A 25,843-nucleotide genomic window follows, 5' to 3' on the forward strand; every position below is an offset into this window, starting at 1 on the left:
CAAGTGAGCATGTTGCTGTGCAGTTAATGAATGCAGGACAAGCAGGAAATACTGTGAAAATGCAGAATCCATTGTGTTAGGAACGAATAAAAGGAGGGATTTCATGGAACAGCGTGTTGAAATGCAGCTTGGTGGAAGAACGCTTACGCTTGAAACAGGGCGTTTGGCCAAGCAGGCTAATGCTGCCGTTAAGGTAACGTACGGGGATACCGTTGTATTGTGTACCGTGACAGCATCAAGTGAGCCTAAAGATCTGGACTTTTTCCCATTAACGGTAAACTATGAAGAAAGATTGTATGCCGTAGGTAAAATCCCAGGTGGATTTATTAAACGTGAAGGCAGACCAAGTGAGAAAGCGATTCTTTCGAGCCGTTTGACAGACCGTCCAATTCGTCCTTTGTTCCCGGAAGGTTTCCGTAATGATGTACAAGTTCTGAATATCGTTATGAGTGTGGATCAGGACTGCGAACCGCAAATTGCTGCCATGATCGGTACATCGGCTGCACTGAGCATTTCGGATGTCCCATTTAGCGGACCGATTGGTGGTGTAAAAGTTGGACGTATTAATGGTGAGTTCATCATCAACCCAACGATTGCACAGCTAGAGGTAAGTGAGATTGAACTCGTTGTAGCAGGAACCAAAGATGCCATCATGATGGTTGAAGCGGAAGCGAACGAAGTTCCGGAAGAAGTAATGCTGGAAGCAATCATGTTCGGACATGACGAGATCAAGAACATTGTTGCAGTCATCGAACAACTCGTACAAGTGGCTGGTAAAGAAAAAATGGCTGTGAAATTGCATGCCGTTAATGCTGAAGTTAACAGCAGTGTACGTGAGTTCGCCAGTGCTCGTCTGGTTGAAGCTGTTAAAATTGCTGAAAAACATGCGCGTCAGGATGCAATCGATCTTGTGAATGACGAAACCGTTGCTCACTTCGAAGAGAAGTATATTGAGACTCCAGAACTGCTCAAAGATGTGAAAGAAGTGCTGCACGATATCGTCAAAGAAGAAGTGCGCCGCCTTATCACACATGATAAAGTTCGTCCGGATGGACGTGGACTCGCTGAGATCCGTCCAATTGAATGTGATACTTCCCTGCTGCCACGTACTCACGGTTCAGGTCTGTTCACTCGTGGTCAAACACAGGCGCTCAGCATTTGTACACTTGGTGCACTGGGTGATGTTCAAATTTTGGACGGAATCAGTCTTGAAGAAACGAAACGTTTCATGCATCACTACAACTTCCCGCCGTTCAGCGTAGGTGAAGCTCGTCCATTGCGTGCTCCAGGCCGTCGCGAAATCGGACATGGTGCTCTGGGTGAACGTGCTCTTTCCAAAGTAATTCCTTCCGAAACAGACTTCCCATATACAATTCGTCTGGTATCCGAAGTATTGGAATCCAACGGTTCAACTTCCCAGGCAAGTATCTGTGCCAGCACATTGGCTATGATGGATGCAGGTGTACCAATCAAAGCTCCAGTAGCGGGTGTAGCTATGGGTCTGATCAAAGACGGAGATCATGTATCTATCCTGAGTGATATTCAAGGTATGGAAGATCACCTTGGTGACATGGACTTCAAAGTAGCAGGAACACCTGATGGTGTGACAGCTATTCAAATGGATATCAAAATTGATGGTATTGATCGTCAAATTTTGTCCGAAGCATTGGCTCAAGCCAAAGAAGGTCGTATGCATATCTTGAGCAAAATGACCGAAGTGATGAAAACTCCACGTGAGCAGTTGTCACAATATGCACCTAAAATTACAACCATGCATATCAATCCGGACAAAATCCGTGATGTTATCGGTGCAGGTGGTAAAATTATCAATAAAATCATCGAGGAAACCGGTGTTAAAATTGATATTGAACAAGATGGACGTGTCTTTATCGCTTCTTCCAACCAAGAGATGAATGATAAAGCCAAATCGATTATCGAAGGCATCGTACGTGAAGTACTTGTCGGCGAGATTTATGTAGGTAAAGTAAAACGTGTTGAGAAGTTTGGTGCATTTGTTGAAGTGCTGCCGAACAAAGAAGGTCTGGTACACATCTCACAATTGTCCACAGAGCGTGTCGCTAAAGTGGAAGATGTTGTTGCCATTGGTGATTCCATTACGGTAAAAGTAACGGAAATTGACCCACAAGGCCGTATCAACTTGTCCCGCAAAGCCGTATTGACTGCCGAAGCTCCAGCTCAATCATAGGCTGCGTGCCATCGTTTTTTTGAAAAGATAGATTGAATGAAGAGACAGAATGTGAATTTCTGGCTCTTTTTTTAACGTTTAAATACCTTTATGAAATCGTTTGTCTACCCATAAGGCCTCTGAATCCAGCTTTGAAGATACTTTACATGAACAGCTTGTTTTATTCATATTCTTGCACTTGTCCTCATATGATGGGGACAAAGACGGCGGGAGGATGGAGCTGTGAGAAACCAATCCAAAAAGCTGGCGGCTGTTCTGGTAGGTATGGCAGCTGTCATACTGGTCGGACAAGTGGGCAGTGTACGTACATACATTACGGAAATCCGTGATGGGCCAGGCACGCAAAATGCATTTGATATGTTCAAAGAGGCAACCGGAGAAGATCAGCTGTTGTCGGCGATCCGGGATAAAGCGGCCGAAACGAAAATCGCTCCGGTAAATGCCAGAGTGGATCGGGTCTGGAAAGCGATACCCGGGTATAACGGAATAGAAATTGATGTGGAAGCCACGTATCGCAAAGCACTTGGTGGGACGCTGAATACTAAGATAGCGTATGTCTATCGGCAGACTGTACCTGAAATCCAGCTTAAAGATTTGGGTGCACACCCGATTTACCGGGGGAATGCCGAGAAACCAATGGTGTCTTTCATGATTAATGTAGCGTGGGGCAATGAATTCATTATCCCGATACTAGATACGCTTGACGCCGAAAAAGTCAAAGCTACTTTTTTTCTGGATGGAAGCTGGTTGAGCAAAAACGAAGAACTGGCTAAAGAGATCCAAAAGCGTGGACATGAGTTATCAAATCATGCATACTCACATCCGAATATGAGTCGGTTGAGTACGGAGCGAGCCAAGCTGGAAATCAGTAAAACCCAGGACCTGCTCAAAGAAAAATTGGGTGTGGAGAACCACTGGTTTGCTCCACCTTCCGGTGATTTTAATCAACAAACAGTCGACATTGCTTCCGGCATGGGACTTCAAACGGTACTTTGGACACTGGATACGGTGGATTGGCGCAAACCAAGTTCTGCTTCTGTTGTAGCCAAGATCGCCAAAAACGTAGAAGCCGGTACATTAATTCTGATGCACCCCACGGCTGCTTCTTCAGGAGCTTTAAAAGGAATGATTGATTCCATACGGGCCAAGGGTTTGACGCTTGGAACCGTTAGCGAAACGTTGTCATCCGAGCGCGTGAAGGGATCAGCGGTTGAGTGAATGATGTTTTTTTGTTACTATCAAACAGTTGGAACCAAATGTCGATTTCAATTTTGCGTTGAAATCCAGGCAATTATAGAGATGTAGGAGGGCCAACCGTGAAAAAAATTCAGCTGGGCAATGGCCTCAGAGTTGTCATGGAACAGATTCCGACCTGTCGTTCCGTGTCATTTGGAATATGGGTCAAGACAGGTTCTCGCAATGAGCAGCCTGCAAGCAACGGAGTGTCACACTTTATTGAGCACATGCTGTTCAAAGGAACGGATCGTTATGATGCCAAAGCGATTGCGGAGCAATTCGATGCCATTGGTGGTAACGTGAATGCGTTCACTTCGAAAGAATACACTTGTTATTACGCCAAAGTATTGGATGAACATCTGCCAATAGCTGTCGATGTGTTATCCGATATGTTCTTCCGCTCTAAAATGGATGATGGTGAACTGCTTAAGGAGAAAAACGTCATTCTGGAAGAAATATCGATGTATGAGGATACGCCGGATGACATGGTGCATGATCTTATGGCTTTGGCCGCCTATGGTGAGCATCCGCTCGCTTACCCAATTCTGGGTACTGAAGAGCGTCTCAAGGCGATGGACTCCAGCCATCTGCGTGCATATATGAAGGAGCACTATACGATTGAGAATACCGTTATTAGTATTGCAGGGAATATTGATGACAGTGTGATCGATTTGATGGAAAAGCATTTTGGTGCTTTTGATGTCAATGGTGTATCTGAACAAGTCACGCTGCCTGCATTCCAGAGCGGACAACTCTTTCACAAAAAGAAAACGGAACAGAATCATATCTGTATCTCGTTCCCGGGATGTAAGATCGGAGATCCGCTTCAGTTCGCGATGGTCGTGCTGAATAATGCGATTGGCGGAGGTATGAGCTCCAGACTGTTCCAGGAAATTCGGGAGAAGCGCGGCCTTGCTTATTCCGTTTATTCGTATCATAGTTCCCATGCGGATAGTGGACTCTTCACCATCTATGCAGGTACAGCGCCGAAACAGACGAAAGAAGTTCTGGATCTGACCAAAGAAGTTCTGAACGATCTGGCTGTAAATGGATTGTCAGAAGATGAGCTGCGCAAAGGAAAAGAACAGCTGAAAGGCAGTTTGATCCTCAGTTTGGAAAGCACGGGCAGCCGCATGAACCGTCTGGGCAAAAACGAGCTGATGCTGGGCAGACACCACACGCTGGACGAAATGATTGCCAAAATTGAAGAAGTAACGATGGACGATGTCGATGCTGTGCTGGACCTGATGTTTGCCGAGCCATTTGCGCTCGCTATGGTCGGTGCTTCGGATCGTACGATCGCTGGATTAAGAAGGGATGATTTTGTTGCATTACGTTCAAATTCAAAAGTTACCGGGCAATGAAGATATTAAGTTGCCTCAAAAAATGTCAGAGCTGGCTTCCGGCTTTGATGTAGTTGCGGCATTACAAGAAGAGGTTGTATTACAGCCGGGACAGCGTACGTTGATTCCTACGGGACTCGCGATGGCTATGCCAGCTGGATTGGAGGCACAGGTTCGCCCTCGTAGCGGTCTGGCTTTCAAACATGGGATTACGTGTCTGAACACACCGGGCACCATTGATGCCGATTATCGCGGGGAAGTTAAGGTCCTTCTGATCAATCTGGGTCAGGAGCCATTCACGATTGTACGTGGGGAGCGTATTGCCCAAATCGTCTTTCAAACTGTTCCAGCAGTTGAATTAACAGAGGTAGCTGAACTGTCGGAAACTGTACGTGGAGAAGGCGGATTCGGTCATACCGGGAAATAAAGGATTCGAAACCAAGCTGTAAATAAGAGCATCTTCTGTAATAAGAGCTTCACAGTTTAATTTACTGAGCATGTTCTCGAAGAGTCGTCCCCGAGGGGGCGGCTCTTTTTTCTTTTTTTGAACGATAGAGATAATTTTTTTCTTTGCATGCTTCAATTTTAATGTTTCACCCCCCTGTGGGCCACTGCATACGATAAGGCATACATGTGGTGAAAGGAGTGACGTCCCGATGCTGACCGGTGTCCGGATTATAGTCCTGGGCGGAGATGCGCGGCAGCTTGAAGTCATTCAAAAATGCGCAGAGCTGGATGCTACGGTAAGTGTGGTGGGCTTCGACAAGCTGGAGCGTTCCATTCCGGGTATCGAACACCAGGAATTGGAGGACGATGTATTTGCTTCGGCAGATGTGCTGGTGCTTCCTGTGGTCGGGTGTGATGATCAGGGGAAAGTGAGCACTTCGTTCAGTGATACACCGATTTTTCTGAAAAAGGAACATGTTGCGGCATTGCCGGAGCATTGTATTGTGTTCACAGGTATGGCGAAGCCTTTTTTACGTGATTTGTGCCGGGAAAATGGTCTACGGCTTGTTGAAGTACTCGATCGTGATGACATCGCGCTCTACAACTCCATTCCGACAGCTGAAGGCGCCATTGCCATGGCGATTCGGGAGACGGACTTCACGATCCACGGCTCGGAATGCATTGTGCTTGGATTGGGTCGAACAGGTTTCACAATGGCCAAAACGCTTCAGGGACTTGGGGCAAATGTACGGGTGGGAATCAGGCGCGAAGAGGATGCTGCTCGAGCAGCCATAATGGGCTGGAAGCCTTTCATGACAACGGATTTGGCCGCTCAAACCGGGGAAGTTGACTTGCTTTTTAATACGATACCGACTATGATAATCACAGCACAAATCCTGTCCAAAATGCCGCAAAAAGCAGTCATTATCGACCTCGCATCCGCTCCTGGCGGCTGTGATTTCAGATATGCTGAAAAACGCGGTATCAAAGCGCTACTTGCGCCTGGCCTCCCCGGCATTGTTGCTCCCAAAACGGCTGGCGGCATTATTGCCGACGTCTTAATCCGTTTGCTTTTGGAAGAACAAAACGCACGGGAGGTTGAACAATGAACTGGCAGGGAAAAACGGTAGGTTACGCAATTACAGGTTCTCATTGTACGTTTGAAGAGGTTATGCCGGTGATTAGCCGCTTCGTAGCCGAAGGTGCCAATGTTGTCCCGATTATTTCCAATTCGGTTCTGACTACGGATACACGCTTTGGGACCGCGCAAAATTGGCAAAAACAGTTGAAAGATATAACGGGGAATGATATCATTTCTACAATTGTTGAGGCAGAGCCGTTAGGTCCTTCCAAGTTGCTCGATGTGCTCGTAATTGCTCCATGCACAGGCAACACGACGAGTAAGCTGGCTAACGCGATGACGGACAGTCCGGTTTTAATGGCAGCCAAAGCTCAGATGCGAAATCAGCGTCCGCTGGTACTCGCCATTTCCACGAATGACGGCCTTGGGTTGAATGCTGCGAACATCGCCAAACTGCTGGTGGCCAAATATTTGTATTTTGTGCCATTTGGGCAGGATGATCCAGTGAAAAAACCGAACTCGTTAGTGGCCAAAATGGAGCTCATTCCGGAGGCATGCTGGAGTGCGCTTGAAGGCAAACAGTTACAGCCAATGATTGTGCAGCGCTCTGCACAGGCTTGATAGTTCTTGGGTCCGCCGTAACATTAGTTTGTTATAGACATGGTTCTGTACAGACTTAGTTACGGGGATAACGGTTATTCGCTTGAAGAAATGAAGATGGTTCGAGAGACAAAGAAAATCATGAGGGACGTTATGCTGGTATAAACAGCTACCTGTGTCCACGTTCCTTTCATTAAAAGGGAATTCCTGCTTGCAACGATAAGGTTAGGCAAGCGGGATCAGTGCACGGGGAACGTGTGCGTCATGATCTCGATAACAACCGCGGCCTTCATATGGGATTGTTTCACTAATCTTTGATGAGGAGCGGCATGAAATGCCGTATAAAATGCTGAAATTATCGCATCGGAACGCTCCCTAGGGTGATCCATTTGTTGATTGACCCGTGTCCAGTCTTCTTGCGTACACAAATGGAGGAATAAAGATGCGCATCATGGTACAGAAATTCGGAGGTACATCTCTCTCTACCGTTCAGGCGAGAGAGCATGTGCTCCGTCATGTTAAACGTGAACTTGAAGCAGGATTGAGTCTGGTCATTGTTGTGTCAGCGATGGGTCGCCGCGGTGAGCCTTATGCGACTGATACGTTACTGGACTGGGCTGCACAGAACGGAAATGCACTCTCCGCACGCGAAAAGGATTTACTGCTGTGCTGTGGTGAAATTATTTCTGCGACGACTTTGAGCAGTCTGCTCGAACATGAAGGCATTCCAACTACAGTGCTGACCGGTGCACAAGCAGGTTTTGTGACGGACGACAATTTCGGGAATGCCCGAATTTTGGATGTCCGTCCTGTTCGTGTGCTGGAGCAGCTACAGAGTGGGCGTGTTGTCATTGTTACAGGGTTCCAGGGGCAGACCGAGAATGGTGACTTTACGACCCTTGGTCGTGGAGGAAGTGATACGTCAGCCACAGCTCTTGGTGCAGCTTTACACGCTGAGATGGTGGACATATACACAGATGTAAATGGGATACTGACAGCAGATCCACGTATCGTGGAGGACGCTCGTCCGTTGACTGTTGTGAGTTATGCCGAGATATGTAATATGGCCCATCAAGGAGCCAAGGTAATTCATCCGCGTGCAGTCGAGATTGCAATGCAATCCCAGATTCCAGTGCGTGTACGGTCTACCTTTGCAGATAGTGAAGGGACGCTGGTAACGCATCCAGAAGGATTCCAGGATGTGCAGACAGGCATTGTGGACCGATATGTAACAGGGATTGCCTATGTAAGTAATGTTACGCAAATAACGGTGGAAGTGCCGGGCGGTGCAGATCGTTTGCAGCTAAAAGTGTTCAAAACGATGGCTGAAAATTCGATTAGCGTAGATTTTATTAATGTTACCCCCCTGGGAGTTGTCTATACCGTTTTCGATAGTGATTCCGAGAAAGCTATACAGGTACTGCAGGAAATTGGTCTTAAACCGCAAAGTCTTTCCGGATGTGCCAAAGTTTCCGTCATCGGCGGAGGGATCAACGGAGTGCCAGGCATTATGGCACGGATCGTGGAATCCTTGACACTGGCGGACATCCAGATCCTGCAATCTGCAGATTCCAATACAACGATTTGGGTACTTGTGAAAAAAGAAGATATGGTTCAAGCTCTGAGGGCGCTTCACGCCTCATTCGAACTTCACTTGTAGTACTTTGAAGTCAGCGGAGCCGGACCTGTTTTGAAGGAGGAATCGAATTGGACTTTGGAAGATTGATTACAGCAATGGTCACTCCGTTCAACGAACAAGGGGGGATCCATTGGGAGGAAACTGCACGTCTGATAGACTATTTGATTGAAGATCAAAAGTCAGAGACGCTTGTTATTTCAGGAACAACTGGAGAATCTCCCACGCTTAGCGACAAAGAAAAAGTAGAACTATTCGAATTCGCAGTAAAACATGCGGCTGGACGGTGCAAAATCATTGCTGGAACGGGTAGCAATAACACCGCTCATTCAATCCATCTGACACAGGACGCTGAACGTGCTGGTGTAGATGGTGTTTTGCTGGTTGTTCCTTATTACAACAAACCAAGTCAAGAGGGAATGTTTAGACACTTTGAAGCGATCGCGAACGCGACGAAACTGCCGATTATGTTGTATAACGTTCCTGGACGTACAGCAGCCAGCCTTTCGGCTGCAACAACGCTTCGTTTGGCACAGATTCCTAACATTGTAGCTACGAAGGAATGTGTATCGTTGGAGCAAGTCACGCAGATTGCTGCGAGTGCACCGGGACATTTCAGGGTGTATTCCGGTGACGATGCTTCTGGCTTGCCAGCCATTGCTGTAGGTGCTTACGGGATCGTTAGTGTTGCTAGCCATGTGGTAGGCGCTGAGATGAAACAAATGATTGATTCATACTTCGGTGGTGCACCTGTACAGGCGGCTCAGATACATCAGAAGCTGTTTCCGGTGTTCAAAGGTCTATTCGAGTGCCCGCAGCCTTTACCGAACCCTGTAGCGGTGAAATACGCTTTGACATTGCGCGGTCTGAACGTCGGATCTGTTCGCCTTCCGCTTATAGCCGCAACAGAGGATGAGCAAGGTTTTATTCGTGCCTTGTTCAACTAGCAATAATACGATATTGAACTGATTTGTTAACTTTTATAAACCCATAGAAATTGCAGAAGAACCGTTCCTCATTTAAGAGGAGGCGGTTCTTTTTTTTGACGATGATTGTTAGGTTTCTTTTCACAACTGGAGGCAAACGTAGAGGTTAACGAGAGAGTGACTTGTTTTTTTTGTTTTTAATCATGTATAATGATGTCAAGTGACTGGGTGCGGTATTTTTTTGAAATTGAAAGCGACATCGTTTCTTGGTGTAGCTTTGTGGTGAAAAAGGAAGGAACGGCTAAGAAGGATCATTTCAAAATCCATCTTGTTGGTGAAGGGGAATAACTTCGAAGAACTTCTTCCAAATATCGTGAATAAAGGTGCTCTTTTGCATTCATCCCTATTTACGGGCATGGGTGTGATGGACTGCTTTTCTTAACTTACAATAAAATAATAAGGTACGACGTCCAACTACCATAGGAGGTTTAGATTCATTTGTCTAAGAAAAATAACAACGATAAACTGATGATTTTTGCTTTGGGCGGCGTAGGCGAGATTGGTAAAAATATGTACGTCATCCAATACGCGAACGACATTGTAGTCGTAGATGCTGGTCTTAAATTCCCGGAAGAAGATATGCTTGGAATCGACATTGTCATTCCTGACATCTCTTATCTAACTGAAAACCGTGACAAAGTAAGAGGGATTATTTTGACTCACGGACATGAGGATCATATCGGTGGTCTGCCATATGTTCTGAAACATTTGAATGTTCCTGTATACGGAACAAAGCTTACTCTCGGACTTGTGGAGAACAAGCTGAAAGAAGCCAATTTGCTGGGTGAAACAAAACGCATCCTGATTGATGCGGATTCCGAGATTCAACTCGGCTCTGTATTGAAAGCAACGTTCTTTGCTACTAACCATAGTATTCCGGATTCCGTCGGCGTATGTGTCGAAACACCGGAAGGCGCTGTTGTTCATACAGGTGACTTCAAATTTGACCACACTCCAGTCAATGGTCAATATGCAGATCTCCAGCGTATGGCACAGATCGGAACCAATGGCGTACTTGCCCTCTTGTCCGATAGTACCAACGCAGAGAAACCTGGATTTACACCTTCGGAGAAAAATGTGGGTATTGTTCTGGAAGATATCTTCCGCAAAGCAAGCCAACGTGTCGTTGTAGCAACATTTGCTTCCAACGTACACCGGATTCAACAGGTTATCAATGCAGCTGAAGTAACTGGACGTAAAGTCGCAGTTATTGGACGCAGTATGGTAAATGTGGTGGGTATTGCTTCTGAACTGGGTTACCTTGAGATTCCAGACGGCATGATCATTGAGCCGGAAGAAGTAGGCAAAATGGCTGCAGACCGTGTAGTAATTCTCTGCACAGGTAGCCAAGGCGAGCCGATGTCAGCATTGACACGTATGGCTCGTTCCACTCATCGTAAAGTAGATATTTTGCCTGGTGATACAGTAATTATTGCTGCAACTCCAGTTCCAGGTAATGAGAAATATGTAGGCCGTACGATTGATGAACTGTTCCGTCTGGGTGCCAACGTGCATTACAGCGGTGCAAACAGTGGCGTTCACGTATCCGGTCACGGTAGCCAGGAAGAGCTGAAACTGATGCTTAACCTGATGAAACCGAAATATTTCCTGCCGATTCACGGTGAATTCCGTATGCAGCGCCGCCACGCGGTACTGGCTGAATCTGTAGGTATTGAACCAGACAACATTTTCATTACGGATATTGGTGAAGTTGTTGAAATTCAAGGTGGAGCAGCACGCAAGGCAGGTAAAGTTACTGCAGGTAACGTGTTGATCGACGGCTTGGGTGTAGGCGATGTAGGTAACATCGTATTGCGTGACCGTAAATTGCTGTCACAGGATGGCATTCTGGTTGTCGTGGTAACACTGAGCAAACAGGATGGCAAAATTGTTTCCGGTCCGGACATCATCTCCCGTGGATTTGTCTATGTACGCGAATCGGAAGGACTGCTTGATGAAGCGAATCGCATCGTCAGCAGCACATTGCAGAAGTTGATGAGTGAGAACGTTAACGAATGGGCTTCACTCAAAACGAATGTTAAAGATGCACTCGGACGCTTCTTGTATGAGCAAACTCGTCGTAGACCGATGATTTTGCCAATCATTATGGAAGTTTAAAATAAATCAAACAAAAACATAAATTCAGGCACACAGTCGCCCCTTCTCTACGAGTAATATTGGACGGTTCCTCGTAGAGAAGGGGCTTTTTTTGTTTTTTTCTGGCCTTACACCAGATTATGGAGAAATTGATGAGTAATCGGGTATAAGTCAGCTGGAACATTCCCCATACTAAGGAAATACATTACATGTTTCTGGAGAAGGGGAGTAATCGAATGAGCGAATATATGAAAAACAAGCAAACACCCAAATCGGAACAACCGGGCACCGAGACACCGGAAGTGCCTGCACAAGAGGAAAAGGCGATGTCACCTGTAACGGAGGCTATTCAGCAATTTGGACAGACGCAGTCACCTGCAGCTGAATCGAACATTTTCTGTATGACCATTATCGGTCAGGTGGAAGGGCATTTAATTTTACCTCCGCAAAACAAAACAACAAAGTATGAACACCTCATTCCTCAGCTGGTTGCAGCAGAGCAGAATCAGCGAATCGAAGGAATTCTGATCATTTTAAACACGGTAGGAGGAGATGTGGAGGCGGGCTTGGCTATTGCTGAAATGATTGCTTCACTCAGCAAACCTACGGTTACTGTCGTCATTGGAGGAGGGCACAGCATCGGGGTTCCAATCGCAGTTGCTTCAACCTATTCCCTGATCGCGGGTAGTGCAACAATGACCATTCATCCGATCCGTATGAACGGACTCGTGATAGGCGTGCCTCAGACGTTTGAGTACATGGAGAAGATGCAGGAACGTGTCGTAAGATTTGTTACGTCGCACTCCAATATCTCTGAAGAAATGTTTAAGGAACTGATGTTTAAGACAGGTGAACTCAACCGCGATATCGGAACAGCTGTGGGTAGCGCAGATGCGGTTAAATATGGATTGATGGATGCCGTAGGCGGGATCGGTCAGGCCATCGCTCAATTGAATCAGCTCATAGGAGACAAAAGACAGACGCTGCAGGCAGGGGGTTATACCCAATGACACTCTACACAGTGATGCCACCTGAACTGTTGTGGTCAGGGATGTGGAATGAGGGAGAAGACACCCGGGAGATCAAGATGAACGGATTATTGATGCAGGTCAGACCTGTTAATGAAAATGAAGCTGTCATTGTACGTTTACTTGAATGCCCCTTGGAAGCTTATCTGAATCCCGCCAATATGCCCGGATCGATCGTTCCACTTTCGGGTAACCCGGGACCAACATAACGTGACCAAATAAGACAAATTGAGCAGAAAAAGAACATATGTACGGATTATATTTGTATGGTATAATATTCTTCTGGGGGTGACCTGATTTTGGCCAGAAGAAAAAAGAGGAAAAAAAAGGCCGCAGCATTTAGCGGCGTTTTAAAATATGAAATTTACGGCATTGTGCTTATTACCCTTGCTGTCATTGCCTTGTCGGGTGAAGCAACCGTAGGGCGCTCGCTTTCCAAGATGTTTGGATTGATGCTTGGCAAGTTCTATTTTGCGATTCCGCTTATAGGGATTTATTATGGCTTAATGGTAATGATTCATCGAAAATGGCCAAGTGGCTGGACAACGCGCAAGACAGGGCTCGTATTGCTGGTGTTTGCTTTAACCCTGATGAGTACCGTCTCTGCTATGCACCAGAAGCTTATACCGGTTGGAGCCCTTGAGCCTGGTGCTGTACTTACACAGATACATAATGATATGCAAACCGAGTTACTCACGCCTGCTGCGCCAGGCGAACGGGATTCGATGCTCAATAAGGACATTAGCGGCGGTTATATAGGAGCGGCGCAGTTTGCCTTGTTCTTGTGGTTGTTTGGCAGCTTGGGAGCACGATTGATTATGATCGTGATGTTCGTTATCAGTTTCATGCTAATTACCAATCTTTCTTATGTCGATCTGATTCGCATTTTCAGAACCAAGATATGGGATGCAGGAAGTGCGATGTACAAAAAGCTGGAAGCTAGACCAGCAGCACGTGCCACTTCAAGCTCGGCGGGCAAGAAAAGCGGGAATGTTCGCAAAGTGGTGCCTGTTCCAGTGGACGACGAGGAAGATGATGACGATGATATGCAGGATCAGCAACTACCGAAACGAAAAGCACCAATATTTTTCCAACTCTTTGGAAAATGGGGTTCTGATCGGGAACGGACGAAGGCTGAGCGTGGAGTGGCCGAGGATGATTCTTTAGATACGGAACATATCGTCTACCGAGCCGAGCAGGAAACGCCTGCAGATTCATGGCATGACGAGCCAATCATCGCATCCGATGTTATGGCTCCCGCAGCAGTTCCTGTGCAATCAAGACCTAATTCGGCTCCAATCATCCGTGACTTCTTTGAGCATGTCAGATCCGAGGATGCGGGTAAAGATGATGATCTGGATGATGCATATCCTTTCCCAGATGATCTAACGGCTAACATGCAGGGAGAAGGGATCCCAATCAAGATCTCAGATGAACTTGTGGATAACAATGAGTGGCCTGGAGCGACGGATGCTGTTGAGGGTAGTTCAGACGTTGGGTCTACGTTGAGCAATGGGGCTCAAGGTTCGGTTGTTTCAGATACGGGGGGGCAGGAAGTGCAGCCAGTTAAGCCACCACCACCACCTCCGAAACCTTATAAACTTCCGTCATTCAGGCTTCTTTCCAAGCCGAACAATGGAGGTAAGGGTGGCGACCAAAAGGATTATATGCAGACTGCACGCAAGCTGGAAGCAACGCTGGAAAGCTTCGGTGTTCGTGCCAAAGTACTTGAAGTAGTCAGAGGACCTGCTGTTACACGGTATGAGATCCAACCGGATATTGGTGTGAAGGTTAGCAGAATTGTAAGTCTGACAGACGATATTGCTTTAGCCCTGGCGGCAAAAGATATCCGAATGGAAGCACCCATTCCTGGTAAATCCGCTATCGGTATTGAAGTACCTAATGGAGAGGTATCCGTAGTAACAATGCGGGAGGTTATGGAAACAGCCACATTCCAGGAAGCTGAATCCAAAGTGACCATTGCATTTGGACGAGATATCTCAGGACAGACGATCATCGGTAATCTGGCTCGTATGCCCCATTTGCTGGTGGCTGGTGCGACGGGTTCAGGTAAATCCGTATGTATCAATGGTATTATTACGAGCATCCTGTACAAAGCGAAGCCGGATGAAGTGAAATTTTTGATGGTCGATCCCAAAATGGTCGAGCTAAACGTATATAACGGAATTCCGCATCTGATGGCGCCAGTCGTAACGGATCCTAAAAGGGCTTCACTTGCTCTCAAAAAGATCGTTGTTGAGATGGAGAAAAGATATGAGTTGTTCTCCAAATCCGGTACACGTAACGTTGAAGGTTATAACAATCTGATGAAAGACAACCCAGCGGCGGTTTTGCCTTACATCGTTGTTATCGTGGACGAGCTGGCTGACCTCATGATGGTTGCCGCCGGTGACGTGGAAGATGCGATTGCTCGATTGGCTCAGATGGCGCGTGCAGCGGGTATCCATCTGATCATTGCCACACAGCGCCCTTCTGTGGATGTTATCACTGGTGTAATCAAAGCCAACATTCCGTCCCGGATTGCCTTTGGTGTATCCTCTCAAGTGGATTCTCGAACCATTCTGGATATGGGTGGGGCCGAGAAGTTGTTGGGTCGGGGAGATATGCTGTTCATGCCAATGGGGGCTTCGAAGCCGGTTCGTGTACAAGGAGCTTTCATGAGTGATGAGGAAGTTGAAAATATCGTGAATTACGTGCGTGGTCAAGGTGAAGCGCAGTATGACGAATCCATTGTGCCAGAGGTGGACGATTCCGTTCAGGCAGCAGATGAAGTGCAGGATGAGTTATACGAACAAGCAGTGCAGATTATTTTGGAGGCGAAGCAAGCTTCCGTTTCTCTACTGCAGCGCCGAATGCGAGTGGGTTATACCCGCGCAGCACGTTTGATTGACTCCATGGAGGCCCGAGGTGTAATTGGTCCTTACGAGGGCAGTAAACCAAGGGAAGTATTGATCTCACTGGAACAGTATCAACAGAATAAAATAAGCTCGTAATACACAGCATGTGTAAACGATCCAAGCCCTTAACCTTATTGGTTGAGGGCTTTTTGCATGCCATTTGACTGAAGATTTGCCATGATGTCCAATGGTCGGAGGATTTGGTGCATAGGAACGAAGTATGCTTGTCATAATAACCTTAGCGATTCTGTTAATCCCACAAGAGAAAGGTAGAGCACAGTCGATGCGAAAAATGAACATATGGCTTTTCACTGCTATTTTGCTGATGTCCGCATTGGGAATTCGTTATTTGCTTCCAGGGAATACAGCAACCGAAAGTCCAAACCCAAGTACCCCGCAAGTCGAAGAGAAGTCGATACCCACCTTTAGCACCAATGCTGTGAAATATGGAAGTTACGGTCAGGATGTATACGAGCTTCAAGGCCGGCTAAAATATTTGGGATTTTACAATGGTAAAATTGACAGTAATTTCGGCAGCACTACATTGAAATCGGTAAAATGGTTTCAATCGGAATTCGGCATGAAGGCAGATGGTGTAGTTGGAGCCAAAACCAAGCTGAAACTTTACAATGCTTCAAAACAATGGTCGCCAACAGAAACACCGTTGCACAAGGATCAAACTTCAGGAGATAGTGGGAAAAATAACAATACTGCGGATAAAGAGCAGGACAATATGGGCTCAGCCAATTCCATGGGATTGTCAGAGAACGAAATCAAAATTATGGCTAACGCCGTATATGGTGAATCTCGCGGAGAGCCATTTGAAGGTCAAGTTGCAGTAGCGGCAGTTATCCTGAATCGCGTGAAATCACCGAGTTTCCCGAACACACCGTCAGGAGTAATTTTCCAGCCGGGTGCGTTTACTGCCGTTGCAGACGGACAGATTTATCTTGAACCGAATGCACAAGCTAAAAAAGCAGTTGAACAGGCGATGAATGGTTGGGACCCATCCGGTGGATGCCTCTATTATTTTAATCCGAAGACAGCTACATCCAAATGGATCTGGACACGTCCTCAGGTAAAAACAATCGGGCAGCATATATTCTGTATGTGATGATCTTGGAAGCAACCAGAAGGCGTGACTTCGGTTGCTTCTTGCCTTTTGAATGGGTTAAAATGGTTGTTACGTTTAAGCTTCACTTCTTGCACGATAAATGACGCCGTAAAGGGGTTTTGACATTTGAATACATCAGGATTTGAACGAGGAAACCGGAAAGAATTCCGCATACATGTTCTTCCTACGAAACGTTTTAAGACATTTGCGATCTCACTTTACGCAGGGGTTCCCCTGCAGGAAGATACGGTTACCAAAGTAGCCTTAACACCTTTCGTACTTCGGCGTGGGACCGAATCCTATCCGGAAACAACGCAATTTCGTGAACAATTGGAACATTTGTATGGAGCGGGTTTTGGTTTTGATGTCTATAAACGTGGCGATTACCAGATCGTACAGTTCCGTATGGACACCATTAATGATTCCTTTGTTGGTGGGGACGAGCAGCTGTTGGATCGTTCTTTTGCTTTTTTGGGAGAGGTGCTTACACGCCCTGCACAGGAGGATGGACATTTCCGAACCTCTTATGTTCAAGCTGAGCGGGAGACTGTTCGCAAAATGCTGGAGTCCATCGTCAATGACAAAATGCGTTATGCTGCGGAACGTAGTATTGAGGAGATGTGTAAAAACGAACCTTACCGCTTGCACCCGCTTGGTGAGCGAAAGGATTTGCCGGGCATTGATCCAGATACATTGACAGCTTCGTATCAGGAATGGTTACAGCAGGCAAGTATGGACTTGTATGTGGTGGGCGACACCACACTGGAAGAGGTAGAGAATCTGGTACAGCGTTATTTCAATGTAGAACGTGCCACCTCTTCCGACTATCATACACAGGAAGCTATTCGTGGAGATAAAGAAGTGGAAACCGTTGTAGAACGGCTTAATGTTAATCAGGGTAAGCTCAATATGGGGCTTCGCACGTCTATCACATATGGTGACCCTCAGTATGCGGCAGCATTGATGTATAACGGCATTCTCGGAGGATATCCTCATTCCAAGCTGTTTGTTAATGTTCGTGAAAAAGAAAGTCTGGCGTACTATGCCTCATCGCGTTATGACGGACATAAGGGTATTGCAACGATCCAATCCGGGATTGAAATCCCCAATTACGAAAAAGCAGTCATGATTATCAAGCAGCAGCTGGATGAAATGAAGAACGGGAATATTACTGACCTGGAGATGTCTCAGACCAAAGCGATGATCCGTAATCTGCTCAAGGAAATGCAGGATTCTGCGTTTGAGCTAATTGCTTATGATTTCAATCGACAGTTATCCGGCAAAGAGCGGACCGCCGAGGAACTGCTGGCCCAGGTAGAACAGATCAGCAAAGAAAATGTTCGTGAGGCGGCAGAGAAATTCCGTCTGGATACGATTTATTTCTTGCGTGATGAGAAGGGGGAATAGTCGGTGGAGAGCATAACATACGATCGTTTGCAGGAAACGCTGTATTACGAAGTGATGGATAACGGGCTGCATGTTTATATTTTGCCTAAACCGGGTTTCCAAAAAACTTATGCCACGTTTGCAACCAAATACGGTTCGGTCGACAATCATTTTAAAGTTGAAGGACAGGAAGAAGTAAAGGTTCCGGACGGAATTGCTCATTTTCTGGAACACAAAATGTTTGAAGAACCGACAGGTGATATTTTTGCCACATTTGCTTCTCATGGAGCTTCTGCCAATGCTTTTACCAGTTTCGATCAGACTGTTTATTTGTTTTCGGCGACGGAATATGTCAATGAAAATATACAAACATTAGTTGATTTTGTGCAAAATCCTTACTTCACCGATCAGAATGTAGAAAAGGAAAAAGGGATCATCGCACAGGAAATTAATATGTATGCGGATAATCCAGATTGGCGCGTTTATTTTGGCCTGATCGAGGCGATGTATCAGAAACATCCCGTGCATATTGATATCGCCGGAACCGTTGAATCCATTGGCACCATAACCAAAGAAACGTTGTACACGTGTTACAACTCTTTTTATCATCCAAGCAACATGCTTCTGTTTGTCGTGGGTGGAGTAGACCCGCAGGAAGTGATTGATATGGTTCGTTCGAACCAGGCAAAGAAAAATTATAAACCTCAAGGAAAAATCGAGCGGATATTTGAACCGGAACCTGAGAAAGTGGGGGAAGCCAGACGTGAATCCAAGTTGGCCGTTTCTCTGCCCAAATGTTTGTTTGGCTTTAAGGAAACCGATGTGGGACTAACTGGAGAAGACCTGCTGCGCCGGGATATGACAACCAAACTAATGATGGATCTGTTATTTGGTTCCAGTACCTCGCTATTTCAAAAATTGTATGATGAAGACCTGATTTCGGACAGCTTTGGACATGAATATAACAGTTCGCCGCAATACGCTTTTTCTGCTATTGGCGGGGACACCAAAGACCCTGATCAACTGCTTGCGCGTATCCGTGAAGAAGTCGATGCTATTGTGGAAAAAGGCTTTGATGCAACCGATTTTGAGCGCGCACGCAAAAAGAAAATAGGTGGATATTTGCGTATGCTCAATTCACCAGAAAACATTGCAAATGAATTCACGCGGCAGCAATTCCGTGGTGGTGATTTTTTCAACATGCTCCCGTTGTATGAATCGCTTACACTGGAAGAGGTAAACCGCAGATTGAAAGAGCATATTCGTTGGGATCAACTGGCGATATCGCTTGTCGTGAGTCCTTAATATGGAGAGGGGAACAGGACAATTGAAGCCAATTGGAGAAATGACGGTACTTGTAACGGGCGCGAGCGGAGGCATTGGAGCGGCCATCGCAGAGCGTTTTGCCAAGGTGGGCATGAATGTAGTGATTCACTATATGAAATCGCATGAAGCAGCTAATGAAGCTGCGAGAAGGTGCATGGAACAAGGCAGTGGTAAAGTCATGACGGTGTCTGCTGATCTTCGCAGTCGGGAGCAAATTGAACGTATGCGTGAGAAGCTGGAATCACATGGGCTGATGCCGGATATTCTGGTGAACAATGCAGGGATATCTCATTATGGAATGCTGGCCGATGTTACGGAAGAAATCTGGGATGAAGTGATGGCGATCAACCTGAAAGGCACGTTCTTGTGTACACAGGAAATGATGCCTCACATGATCTCCCAAAGATACGGTCGAATCATTAACGTTTCGTCTATCTGGGGACTGTCGGGTGCCTCATGTGAGGTGTTGTATTCTACAACCAAAGGTGGTGTAAATGCATTCACCAAAGCTCTCGCCAAAGAGTTGGCTCCATCTGGCGTAACGGTGAATGCTGTAGCTCCAGGCGCGGTTCAAACATCCATGTTGAACCATCTGGATCAGGATGAACTAAAAATGCTGGAAGAGGAAATTCCGGCAGGAAGACTCGCCCAGCCAGATGAAATCTCCTCACTGGTCTACTTCCTTGCACTTCCCGAGTCCGGATATATTAATGGGCAGATTATAAGTCCAAATGGTGGCTGGCTCACGTAATATATGGGTGCGCGAATTCAATTTTGTTTTAACTTCGTGGTATTGCCTTGATGGAAATTAATGATTTGTAGATAATCTTCGATTAATTCAAAAATGCTCGTATATAAAATGTCCGGGAAGCACATATTACAACTGTTGATTTTAAATCTCATGCGTCAAGCAAAGGAGGATTTATCATGTCAACAGAAAAAACGGTGCTCACGAGTTTTGACACTTGGAAGAAGTTTTTGGGTGACCGCGTACAGCAAGCAGAGAAGATGGGAATGAATGAAGAAACCATCAACAAACTTGCGTATGAAATCGGTGACTTCCTGGATGAGAAAGTAGATCCGGCGAACCCTTCCAACCGGGCATTGAAAGAACTATGGGAAGTCGGCGACGAGGATGAACGTCGTACGATTGCGTGCCTGATGGTCAAATTGGCCAAACAAAACGCATAAGATTACAGATGGAGAGCTCCCGCAAGGGGGCTTTTCTCTAATGATTACACATTGATTACAGACCTGTTCTTGTAATTCATTTTCTTTTTATATATCATTAACGTGACCCATTTTTAGAAGATATCTCAGATTGTCGTCCAATGGACGCGTTCTGTTACTGTCGAATAATGTGGAATAATGCTTTACGGGGTGTTTAAATGGAATCTAAACAATGGTATATGGAGTATAAAATACATAAGAACAGACCTGGCCTTTTAGGGGATATTGCCTCTATGCTGGGGATGCTTGAAGTAAATATATTGACCATCAACGGTGTTGAAGGCAAAACCCGGGGGATGCTGCTGGAATCGGACGATGACGAGAAAATCCGTCTGCTGGGTGAAATGCTTGGCAAAGTGAACAGCATAACTGTGTCTGCTTTGCGTCAACCGAAACTGGTAGATATTCTGGCTGTGCGTCATGGTCGTTATATTGATCGTGATTCGGATGATCGCAAAACATTTCGTTTTACGCGGGACGAACTTGGGTTACTTGTGGACTTTTTGGGTGAAGTATTTAAGAGGGAAGGCAATCAAGTCATTGGTTTGCGTGGAATGCCGCGTGTAGGCAAAACGGAATCCATTATTGCGGGCAGCGTATGTGCGATGAAGCGCTGGACGTTTGTTTCCTCCACACTTCTTCGTCAGACCATAAGAAGCCAGATGTCCGAGGACGAATTGAATCCAAACAATGTGTTTATCATTGACGGAATTGTCAGTACGATTCGTTCAAGCGAACGGCATTATAATCTGTTACAGGACATCATGACGATGCCAAGCACCAAAGTTATTGAACATCCGGATATTTTTGTGCAGGAGTCTGAATATGATTTTAATGATTTTGACATTATTATTGAACTGCGCAACAATCCGAATGAAGAAATTATTTATGATACGTTTACGGCCAGCTACACCGACGAACTGTAACGCTCCGTACGGGATCATGAAATAGATAAGCAACAACCATAGAGATAAACATAAGGAGGAGATGGCATGTCTGAACTGGGTCAGCAGTTAAGAGAGGCCCGGCTGCAAAAAGGGATGAGTCTTGACGATGTACAGGAAATGACTAAAATTCGCAAGAGGTATTTGGAGGCAATAGAGGCAGGAGACTACAAAGTGCTGCCTGGTAGCTTCTATGTGCGTGCATTTATCAAAACCTATGCGGAAACGGTGGGACTAAATCCTGATGAGCTGCTGGAGGGACATAAGAAAGATGTACCTGCAGAAGAAACGGAAGCAACCATGGAGCCGGTTATTCAAAAGCGTTCAAGCCGCCCGGTAGAGCGCAGTAACCGCTGGATGTCTGTTGCGCTGATGTGGACTTTTCCGGTATTAATTCTTGTGTTGTTGTACGTGTATGTAGTGATGAACAGGGATGATTCGGATACACAAGGGCTGGATCAGACGAAGATCACAGACAGCCAGCAGCAACCTCAAGATAAACCGGATGAGCCTACAGATAATGGCCAAGCTTCTAATCCTCCAGCGAATGAATCAGGTAGCGGAGAAACGAATGAAGGCGAAGCAGGCGGTAACGGTGGCGGAACAGCAGAGGGGCAGACTGACGGACAGACGGATGGGCAAACGACGGGTGAAAATGAAGAGAACCCAACGGATAATCCGCCAGCTTCTGTATCTGTTGCTGAAGACGGAAAATCAGGCAATATTACGAACTTCAAAGTAAACGGCAGTGCAGGGCAGCCTGTGACCGTTACAATTAAAGCAACGGGGCATAGTTGGCTGGAAGTATACAAGGGCGAGAACTCTAGTGGAGAAAAGTTAGAGTACGGCAACACCGCTGAAGGAGACAGTTATACTTTTGAATTGGACAGTGCAGGAATGTACATTAAGTCCGGTTACGCTGCAGCGACCACAATTGAGGTTGCAGGGCAGGTTGTGACAGACGGGAAAGCGACAAACCGCATTCGGTTAAGACTTGGTGAGGATACGTCCTCCGCAGGTACTGAAGGCACTACGACGAATGAAACAGGAAGCACTACCGAAGGAAGCACCGGCACTAACGGCGAATAACCAAAGTTTCTGCGGGAGACACTAACCTTGTCTTAACTTGCAGTCAACTTTTGGTGAAGTGAGGTGGATGGCTGTGACAGTCAGCTGGATCGTAACAGGTTTGGGGATCATTGTCAGCCTCCTGGGTTATTACTTGACCCCAACTGCTTGGGGTTACGGTATTTTGGGTTTTGGACTTGCACATGTACTTCTGGGTGTGCTTGACATGTTCAGACAGCCTAATCGCAGCCGTTATTAGAATGGCAGCCGCACGGTAAGCATTTTTGGCAACCACCTCAAGTGGCAGCCAAAAATGCTTTTTTATTTTGAAAAACCTCATAAAATTAGACTTTTGCTTGGCGTATCCTCTATAATGTTACAGAACATATGATTAACTGAAAGGGTGACTGGTTTGAGTTCAGAAAATTCATTTGATATCGTGTCCAAAATGGACTTGCAGGAATTGACAAATGCCGTTACACAAACGGAAAAAGAAATTGGCACGCGTTATGACTTCAAGGGCAGCAAGAGCAGTCTGAAACTGGATAAGGATGCGTTAACGATCGTATCTGATGATGAGACCAAACTCAAGGCTGTTATCGATGTACTGCAATCCAAGATGGCTAAGCGGGGTTTACCTTTAAAAAACATTGATTATGCAAAAGTAGAACCAGCTTCTTCAGGTACAGTCCGCCAGCGTTTGAATTTCAAGCAGGGGATTGATCAGGATATCGCTAAAAAAATTAATATTCTGATTCGTGACTCCAAGATGAAAGTGAAGAGTCAGATTCAGGGAGATCAGCTCCGGGTAACAGGTAAAAGTAAGAATGATTTGCAGGCAGTTATGCAGTTATTGAACGGTGCCAATTTGCCTCTGGACCTGCAATATACAAATTTCAAATAATATCTCCTTTTTGTAGCTAGACGTGTTTTTTGACACTGCAATTGGCGTATATTATACTAAGTGTGCATTGCTGGCAGATAAGCATCAAAGCCCAGTCATCATCGTTTGCTGACTTTGTGAAAAGCAGTACATCTTCTGAAAGTCACCGGAACGTTTAAAACGGTTTTGCGTTTGAACGGTTGACTTTATTTTTTGCGTTTTTACATAGTGAGAGCACTTTTAGTGCTGATTGACAGTGAAACTGTAAATTTCATGTTCCGGATGATGAATACGGGATTAAGATGAATGTTTGGAGTAATGGAGGATAAGAGGGAGGGCGTCTTGTGAATTTACCCAACCGGATTACGCTTGCACGAATTTGCTTAATCCCTTTTTTGATGGTGTTCCTGCTCGTAGATTTTCCGTTCTATCCAGAGCCGTTGCAATTGGGAAGCTTATCGCTCCCGTATAATCAGTTGATTGCTGCTGTCATTTTTATCATTGCAGCAAGCACGGATGGAATTGACGGCTATCTGGCGCGGAAAAATAATATGGTCACCAACCTGGGGAAATTGCTTGATCCGCTGGCTGACAAGTTGTTGGTTACTGCGGTGCTAATTTCTCTTGTGGAAATGGGCAAGTTGGATTCCTGGATTGCTGTGGTCATTATTAGTCGTGAGTTTGCGGTTACCGGCTTGCGTCAGATTGCGTTATTGGATGGTTCGGTTGTTGCGGCAAGTGCCTGGGGCAAACTGAAAACCGTCGTGCAAATTGTGGCGATTGTACTGCTGTTGTTGAATAATTTCCCGTTCTCATTCACGGGTATTCACATGGACGTTATTGCCGTTTGGGCTGCAGCGATTATTACGATTTGGTCAGGCATTGATTACTTTATCAAAAACAAAAATTTGCTTCATTTATCGAAAGCGTAACGTTTGAGGTTAAATGGGTAAGTATGAAGAAATCATTTGTACGAAGGGCAATAGGAAATTATCCTATTGCCCTTTGATCACTCACCACGTGTACAGGAGGATGCTGAATGAAGGCAGAAATCATTGCAGTTGGCACAGAATTGTTGCTTGGACAAATTGTGAATACCAATGCTCGATATCTATCCCGTGAATTGGCTGCAATCGGGATTGATGTATATTTCCAAACGGTGGTTGGTGATAATCTAAATCGACTTAGTGACGCTATTCGCATCGCTCAGGGTCGTGCAGACGTCATTTTATTTTCTGGGGGCATCGGTCCTACACAGGATGACCTGACCAAGGATGCGATCGCGGCGGTCTTGAACCGCAAGCTGCATATAGATCGAATGGCCATGGACAAAATCGAGAGCTTCTTCCGAGATCGTAATGTAGACATGACCGAAAACAATCGTCGTCAGGCAATCGTTATAGAAGGCGGGACACCGCTGGCGAACGAAACAGGCCTTGCCGCAGGAAATGCGATTTCTGACAATGGCAAGCATTATGTAGTGATGCCTGGACCACCGAAAGAGCTAATTCCTATGTTTGAACAGGAAGTTAAGCCTTGGTTGTTCCAGCATGTACTGACAGAAGAAATGCCGATCTACTCGAAAATGCTGAAGTTTGCAGGAATTGGCGAATCGGCATTGGAAGACCGACTCCTTGATCTGATTGATACACAGACAGATCCTACCATTGCTCCTTATGCAAGTGAGGGAGAAGTTACGGTACGTGTATCTACAAAGGCTCCAAGTGAGAATGAGGCAAAGCTGAAGCTGGATGCAATGGAAGTTCAGATTCGGGAACGATTGCCAGAGCATCTCTACGCGAACGAGGATGTGCCTATAGAGTACACAATTGTAACGATGATGTCTGATATGGGTCTGACTCTTAGCGCGGCTGAGAGCTGCACAGGAGGGCTCGTCATGCAAAGTCTGACATCAGTTCCTGGCAGTGCGTCGATGCTTAAGGGCGGAATTGTATGTTACTCCAATGAAATTAAAGAGAAGCTGCTCCATGTGCCGCATTCCTATCTGGAAGGTGAAGATGCACCGGGCGCAGTGAGTCCGGAAGTGGCCAAAGTGCTGGCAGAGCAGATTCGAATGATTGGGGATGCCGACTTCGGTCTGTCAGTGACAGGTGTAGCGGGACCTGGTTATTCCGAACGCAAACCGCCAGGTCTTGTCTTCATCGCTCTGGCAGAGCGTGGTAAAGAGACAGAAATTCATGAACTGCGCATTAATGGCAATCGGGAGACGGTTCGGATTCGTTCAGCGAAAGCGATTCTTTACCGTTTGTGGCGCAAGCTTGTGGAGATGGACTAGTTAAGAGCTCGGATTGCA

At 46.1% G+C, this 25,843-nt stretch carries 23 protein-coding genes; all 23 read left to right on the plus strand.

The features are described 5' to 3' along the window. Positions 1 to 103: 103 nt before the first annotated feature. The 23 genes from pnp (at position 104) to BUA17_RS01820 (ending at position 25,825) form a co-directional block, all read left to right on the plus strand. Positions 104 to 2,206, plus strand: coding sequence for a polyribonucleotide nucleotidyltransferase (gene pnp / locus BUA17_RS01715; RefSeq protein WP_063566373.1), 2,103 nt, complete (start codon positions 104 to 106; stop codon positions 2,204 to 2,206). A gap of 222 nt (positions 2,207 to 2,428) precedes the next feature. Beyond that, positions 2,429 to 3,424, plus strand: a complete 996-nt coding sequence (locus tag BUA17_RS01720) for a polysaccharide deacetylase family protein (protein ID WP_072732414.1) — start codon at positions 2,429 to 2,431, stop codon at positions 3,422 to 3,424. 98 nt (positions 3,425 to 3,522) lie between these two features. Then, positions 3,523 to 4,806 (plus strand): M16 family metallopeptidase, encoded by a 1,284-nt coding sequence (locus BUA17_RS01725; RefSeq protein ID WP_072732415.1) that lies wholly within the window; start codon positions 3,523 to 3,525, stop codon positions 4,804 to 4,806. Further along, entirely contained in the window at positions 4,766 to 5,212 is a 447-nt protein-coding gene (gene dut, locus BUA17_RS01730; protein WP_170867769.1) for a dUTP diphosphatase, read from the plus strand. Before BUA17_RS01725 ends, dut begins: the two co-directional genes overlap by 41 nt. Positions 5,213 to 5,441: 229 nt before the next feature. Continuing rightward, the gene (gene dpsA / locus BUA17_RS01735; RefSeq protein WP_063566370.1) at positions 5,442 to 6,341 is read left to right on the plus strand and encodes a dipicolinate synthase subunit DpsA; all 900 of its coding nucleotides are present in this window, start codon (positions 5,442 to 5,444) and stop codon (positions 6,339 to 6,341) included. Continuing rightward, a complete protein-coding gene (locus tag BUA17_RS01740) occupies positions 6,338 to 6,934 on the plus strand; it encodes a dipicolinate synthase subunit B (RefSeq protein ID WP_024630269.1) in 597 nt (198 codons plus the stop codon). The genes dpsA and BUA17_RS01740 overlap by 4 nt, the downstream gene beginning before the upstream one ends. Before the next feature lie 421 nt (positions 6,935 to 7,355). Then, positions 7,356 to 8,573 (plus strand): aspartate kinase, encoded by a 1,218-nt coding sequence (gene dapG, locus BUA17_RS01745; RefSeq protein WP_063566369.1) that lies wholly within the window; start codon positions 7,356 to 7,358, stop codon positions 8,571 to 8,573. A 47-nt stretch (positions 8,574 to 8,620) separates the two neighbouring features. Then, positions 8,621 to 9,496, plus strand: coding sequence for a 4-hydroxy-tetrahydrodipicolinate synthase (dapA, locus tag BUA17_RS01750; protein ID WP_072732416.1), 876 nt, complete (start codon positions 8,621 to 8,623; stop codon positions 9,494 to 9,496). A gap of 477 nt (positions 9,497 to 9,973) precedes the next feature. Beyond that, the gene (locus BUA17_RS01755) at positions 9,974 to 11,653 is read left to right on the plus strand and encodes a ribonuclease J (RefSeq protein WP_063566368.1); all 1,680 of its coding nucleotides are present in this window, start codon (positions 9,974 to 9,976) and stop codon (positions 11,651 to 11,653) included. Between the two features lie 227 nt (positions 11,654 to 11,880). Then, positions 11,881 to 12,642, plus strand: coding sequence for a ClpP family protease (locus BUA17_RS01760; RefSeq protein ID WP_063566429.1), 762 nt, complete (start codon positions 11,881 to 11,883; stop codon positions 12,640 to 12,642). Next, on the plus strand, positions 12,639 to 12,869 hold the full coding sequence (locus tag BUA17_RS01765) for a YlzJ-like family protein (RefSeq protein WP_063566367.1): 231 nt from the start codon (positions 12,639 to 12,641) through the stop codon (positions 12,867 to 12,869). Before BUA17_RS01760 ends, BUA17_RS01765 begins: the two co-directional genes overlap by 4 nt. A gap of 90 nt (positions 12,870 to 12,959) precedes the next feature. Beyond that, positions 12,960 to 15,674 (plus strand): FtsK/SpoIIIE family DNA translocase, encoded by a 2,715-nt coding sequence (locus BUA17_RS01770; RefSeq protein WP_072732417.1) that lies wholly within the window; start codon positions 12,960 to 12,962, stop codon positions 15,672 to 15,674. A gap of 187 nt (positions 15,675 to 15,861) precedes the next feature. Then, positions 15,862 to 16,692, plus strand: coding sequence for a spore cortex-lytic enzyme (gene sleB / locus BUA17_RS01775; protein ID WP_063566365.1), 831 nt, complete (start codon positions 15,862 to 15,864; stop codon positions 16,690 to 16,692). Positions 16,693 to 16,818: 126 nt separating this feature from the next. After that, positions 16,819 to 18,099, plus strand: a complete 1,281-nt coding sequence (locus tag BUA17_RS01780; protein WP_063566364.1) for an EF-P 5-aminopentanol modification-associated protein YfmF — start codon at positions 16,819 to 16,821, stop codon at positions 18,097 to 18,099. A 3-nt stretch (positions 18,100 to 18,102) separates the two neighbouring features. Beyond that, positions 18,103 to 19,383 carry an EF-P 5-aminopentanol modification-associated protein YfmH gene (locus BUA17_RS01785; RefSeq protein WP_063566363.1) on the plus strand — a complete coding sequence of 427 codons (1,281 nt, stop codon included), beginning with the start codon at positions 18,103 to 18,105 and terminating at the stop codon, positions 19,381 to 19,383. Between the two features lies 1 nt (position 19,384). After that, on the plus strand, positions 19,385 to 20,155 hold the full coding sequence (locus BUA17_RS01790) for an elongation factor P 5-aminopentanone reductase (protein WP_063566362.1): 771 nt from the start codon (positions 19,385 to 19,387) through the stop codon (positions 20,153 to 20,155). 176 nt (positions 20,156 to 20,331) lie between these two features. Beyond that, the gene (locus BUA17_RS01795) at positions 20,332 to 20,595 is read left to right on the plus strand and encodes a DUF3243 domain-containing protein (RefSeq protein WP_063566361.1); all 264 of its coding nucleotides are present in this window, start codon (positions 20,332 to 20,334) and stop codon (positions 20,593 to 20,595) included. Between the two features lie 197 nt (positions 20,596 to 20,792). After that, positions 20,793 to 21,560 carry a DUF3388 domain-containing protein gene (locus BUA17_RS01800; RefSeq protein WP_024630282.1) on the plus strand — a complete coding sequence of 256 codons (768 nt, stop codon included), beginning with the start codon at positions 20,793 to 20,795 and terminating at the stop codon, positions 21,558 to 21,560. 66 nt (positions 21,561 to 21,626) lie between these two features. Further along, positions 21,627 to 22,667, plus strand: coding sequence for a helix-turn-helix domain-containing protein (locus BUA17_RS01805; RefSeq protein ID WP_063566360.1), 1,041 nt, complete (start codon positions 21,627 to 21,629; stop codon positions 22,665 to 22,667). Between the two features lie 67 nt (positions 22,668 to 22,734). After that, positions 22,735 to 22,905 (plus strand): hypothetical protein, encoded by a 171-nt coding sequence (locus tag BUA17_RS31055; RefSeq protein WP_157258470.1) that lies wholly within the window; start codon positions 22,735 to 22,737, stop codon positions 22,903 to 22,905. A 153-nt stretch (positions 22,906 to 23,058) separates the two neighbouring features. Then, complete coding sequence (locus BUA17_RS01810; RefSeq protein ID WP_017689115.1) at positions 23,059 to 23,550, plus strand: YajQ family cyclic di-GMP-binding protein; 492 nt, start codon at positions 23,059 to 23,061, stop codon at positions 23,548 to 23,550. 323 nt (positions 23,551 to 23,873) lie between these two features. Then, positions 23,874 to 24,461: a CDP-diacylglycerol--glycerol-3-phosphate 3-phosphatidyltransferase gene (pgsA, locus tag BUA17_RS01815; RefSeq protein WP_063566359.1), complete on the plus strand. Its 588-nt coding sequence runs from the start codon at positions 23,874 to 23,876 to the stop codon at positions 24,459 to 24,461. Positions 24,462 to 24,568: 107 nt separating this feature from the next. After that, a complete protein-coding gene (locus tag BUA17_RS01820) occupies positions 24,569 to 25,825 on the plus strand; it encodes a competence/damage-inducible protein A (RefSeq protein ID WP_063566358.1) in 1,257 nt (418 codons plus the stop codon). The last annotated feature ends 18 nt before the right edge of the window (positions 25,826 to 25,843 follow it).

The organism is Paenibacillus sp. ov031, from assembly GCF_900143165.1.
Taxonomy (GTDB): Bacteria; Bacillota; Bacilli; order Paenibacillales; family Paenibacillaceae; genus Paenibacillus; species Paenibacillus marchantiae.

Coding starts and splice junctions, on each gene's coding strand:
- pnp (WP_063566373.1), top strand. CDS start 104: ATGGAACAGCGTGTTGAAATGCAGCTTGGTGGAAGAACGCTTACGCTT.
- dpsA (WP_063566370.1), top strand. CDS start 5,442: ATGCTGACCGGTGTCCGGATTATAGTCCTGGGCGGAGATGCGCGGCAG.
- BUA17_RS01740 (WP_024630269.1), top strand. CDS start 6,338: ATGAACTGGCAGGGAAAAACGGTAGGTTACGCAATTACAGGTTCTCAT.
- dapG (WP_063566369.1), top strand. CDS start 7,356: ATGCGCATCATGGTACAGAAATTCGGAGGTACATCTCTCTCTACCGTT.
- BUA17_RS01760 (WP_063566429.1), top strand. CDS start 11,881: ATGAAAAACAAGCAAACACCCAAATCGGAACAACCGGGCACCGAGACA.
- BUA17_RS01765 (WP_063566367.1), top strand. CDS start 12,639: ATGACACTCTACACAGTGATGCCACCTGAACTGTTGTGGTCAGGGATG.
- sleB (WP_063566365.1), top strand. CDS start 15,862: ATGCGAAAAATGAACATATGGCTTTTCACTGCTATTTTGCTGATGTCC.
- BUA17_RS01790 (WP_063566362.1), top strand. CDS start 19,385: ATGGAGAGGGGAACAGGACAATTGAAGCCAATTGGAGAAATGACGGTA.
- BUA17_RS01795 (WP_063566361.1), top strand. CDS start 20,332: ATGTCAACAGAAAAAACGGTGCTCACGAGTTTTGACACTTGGAAGAAG.
- BUA17_RS01800 (WP_024630282.1), top strand. CDS start 20,793: ATGGAATCTAAACAATGGTATATGGAGTATAAAATACATAAGAACAGA.
- BUA17_RS01805 (WP_063566360.1), top strand. CDS start 21,627: ATGTCTGAACTGGGTCAGCAGTTAAGAGAGGCCCGGCTGCAAAAAGGG.
- BUA17_RS31055 (WP_157258470.1), top strand. CDS start 22,735: ATGGCTGTGACAGTCAGCTGGATCGTAACAGGTTTGGGGATCATTGTC.
- BUA17_RS01820 (WP_063566358.1), top strand. CDS start 24,569: ATGAAGGCAGAAATCATTGCAGTTGGCACAGAATTGTTGCTTGGACAA.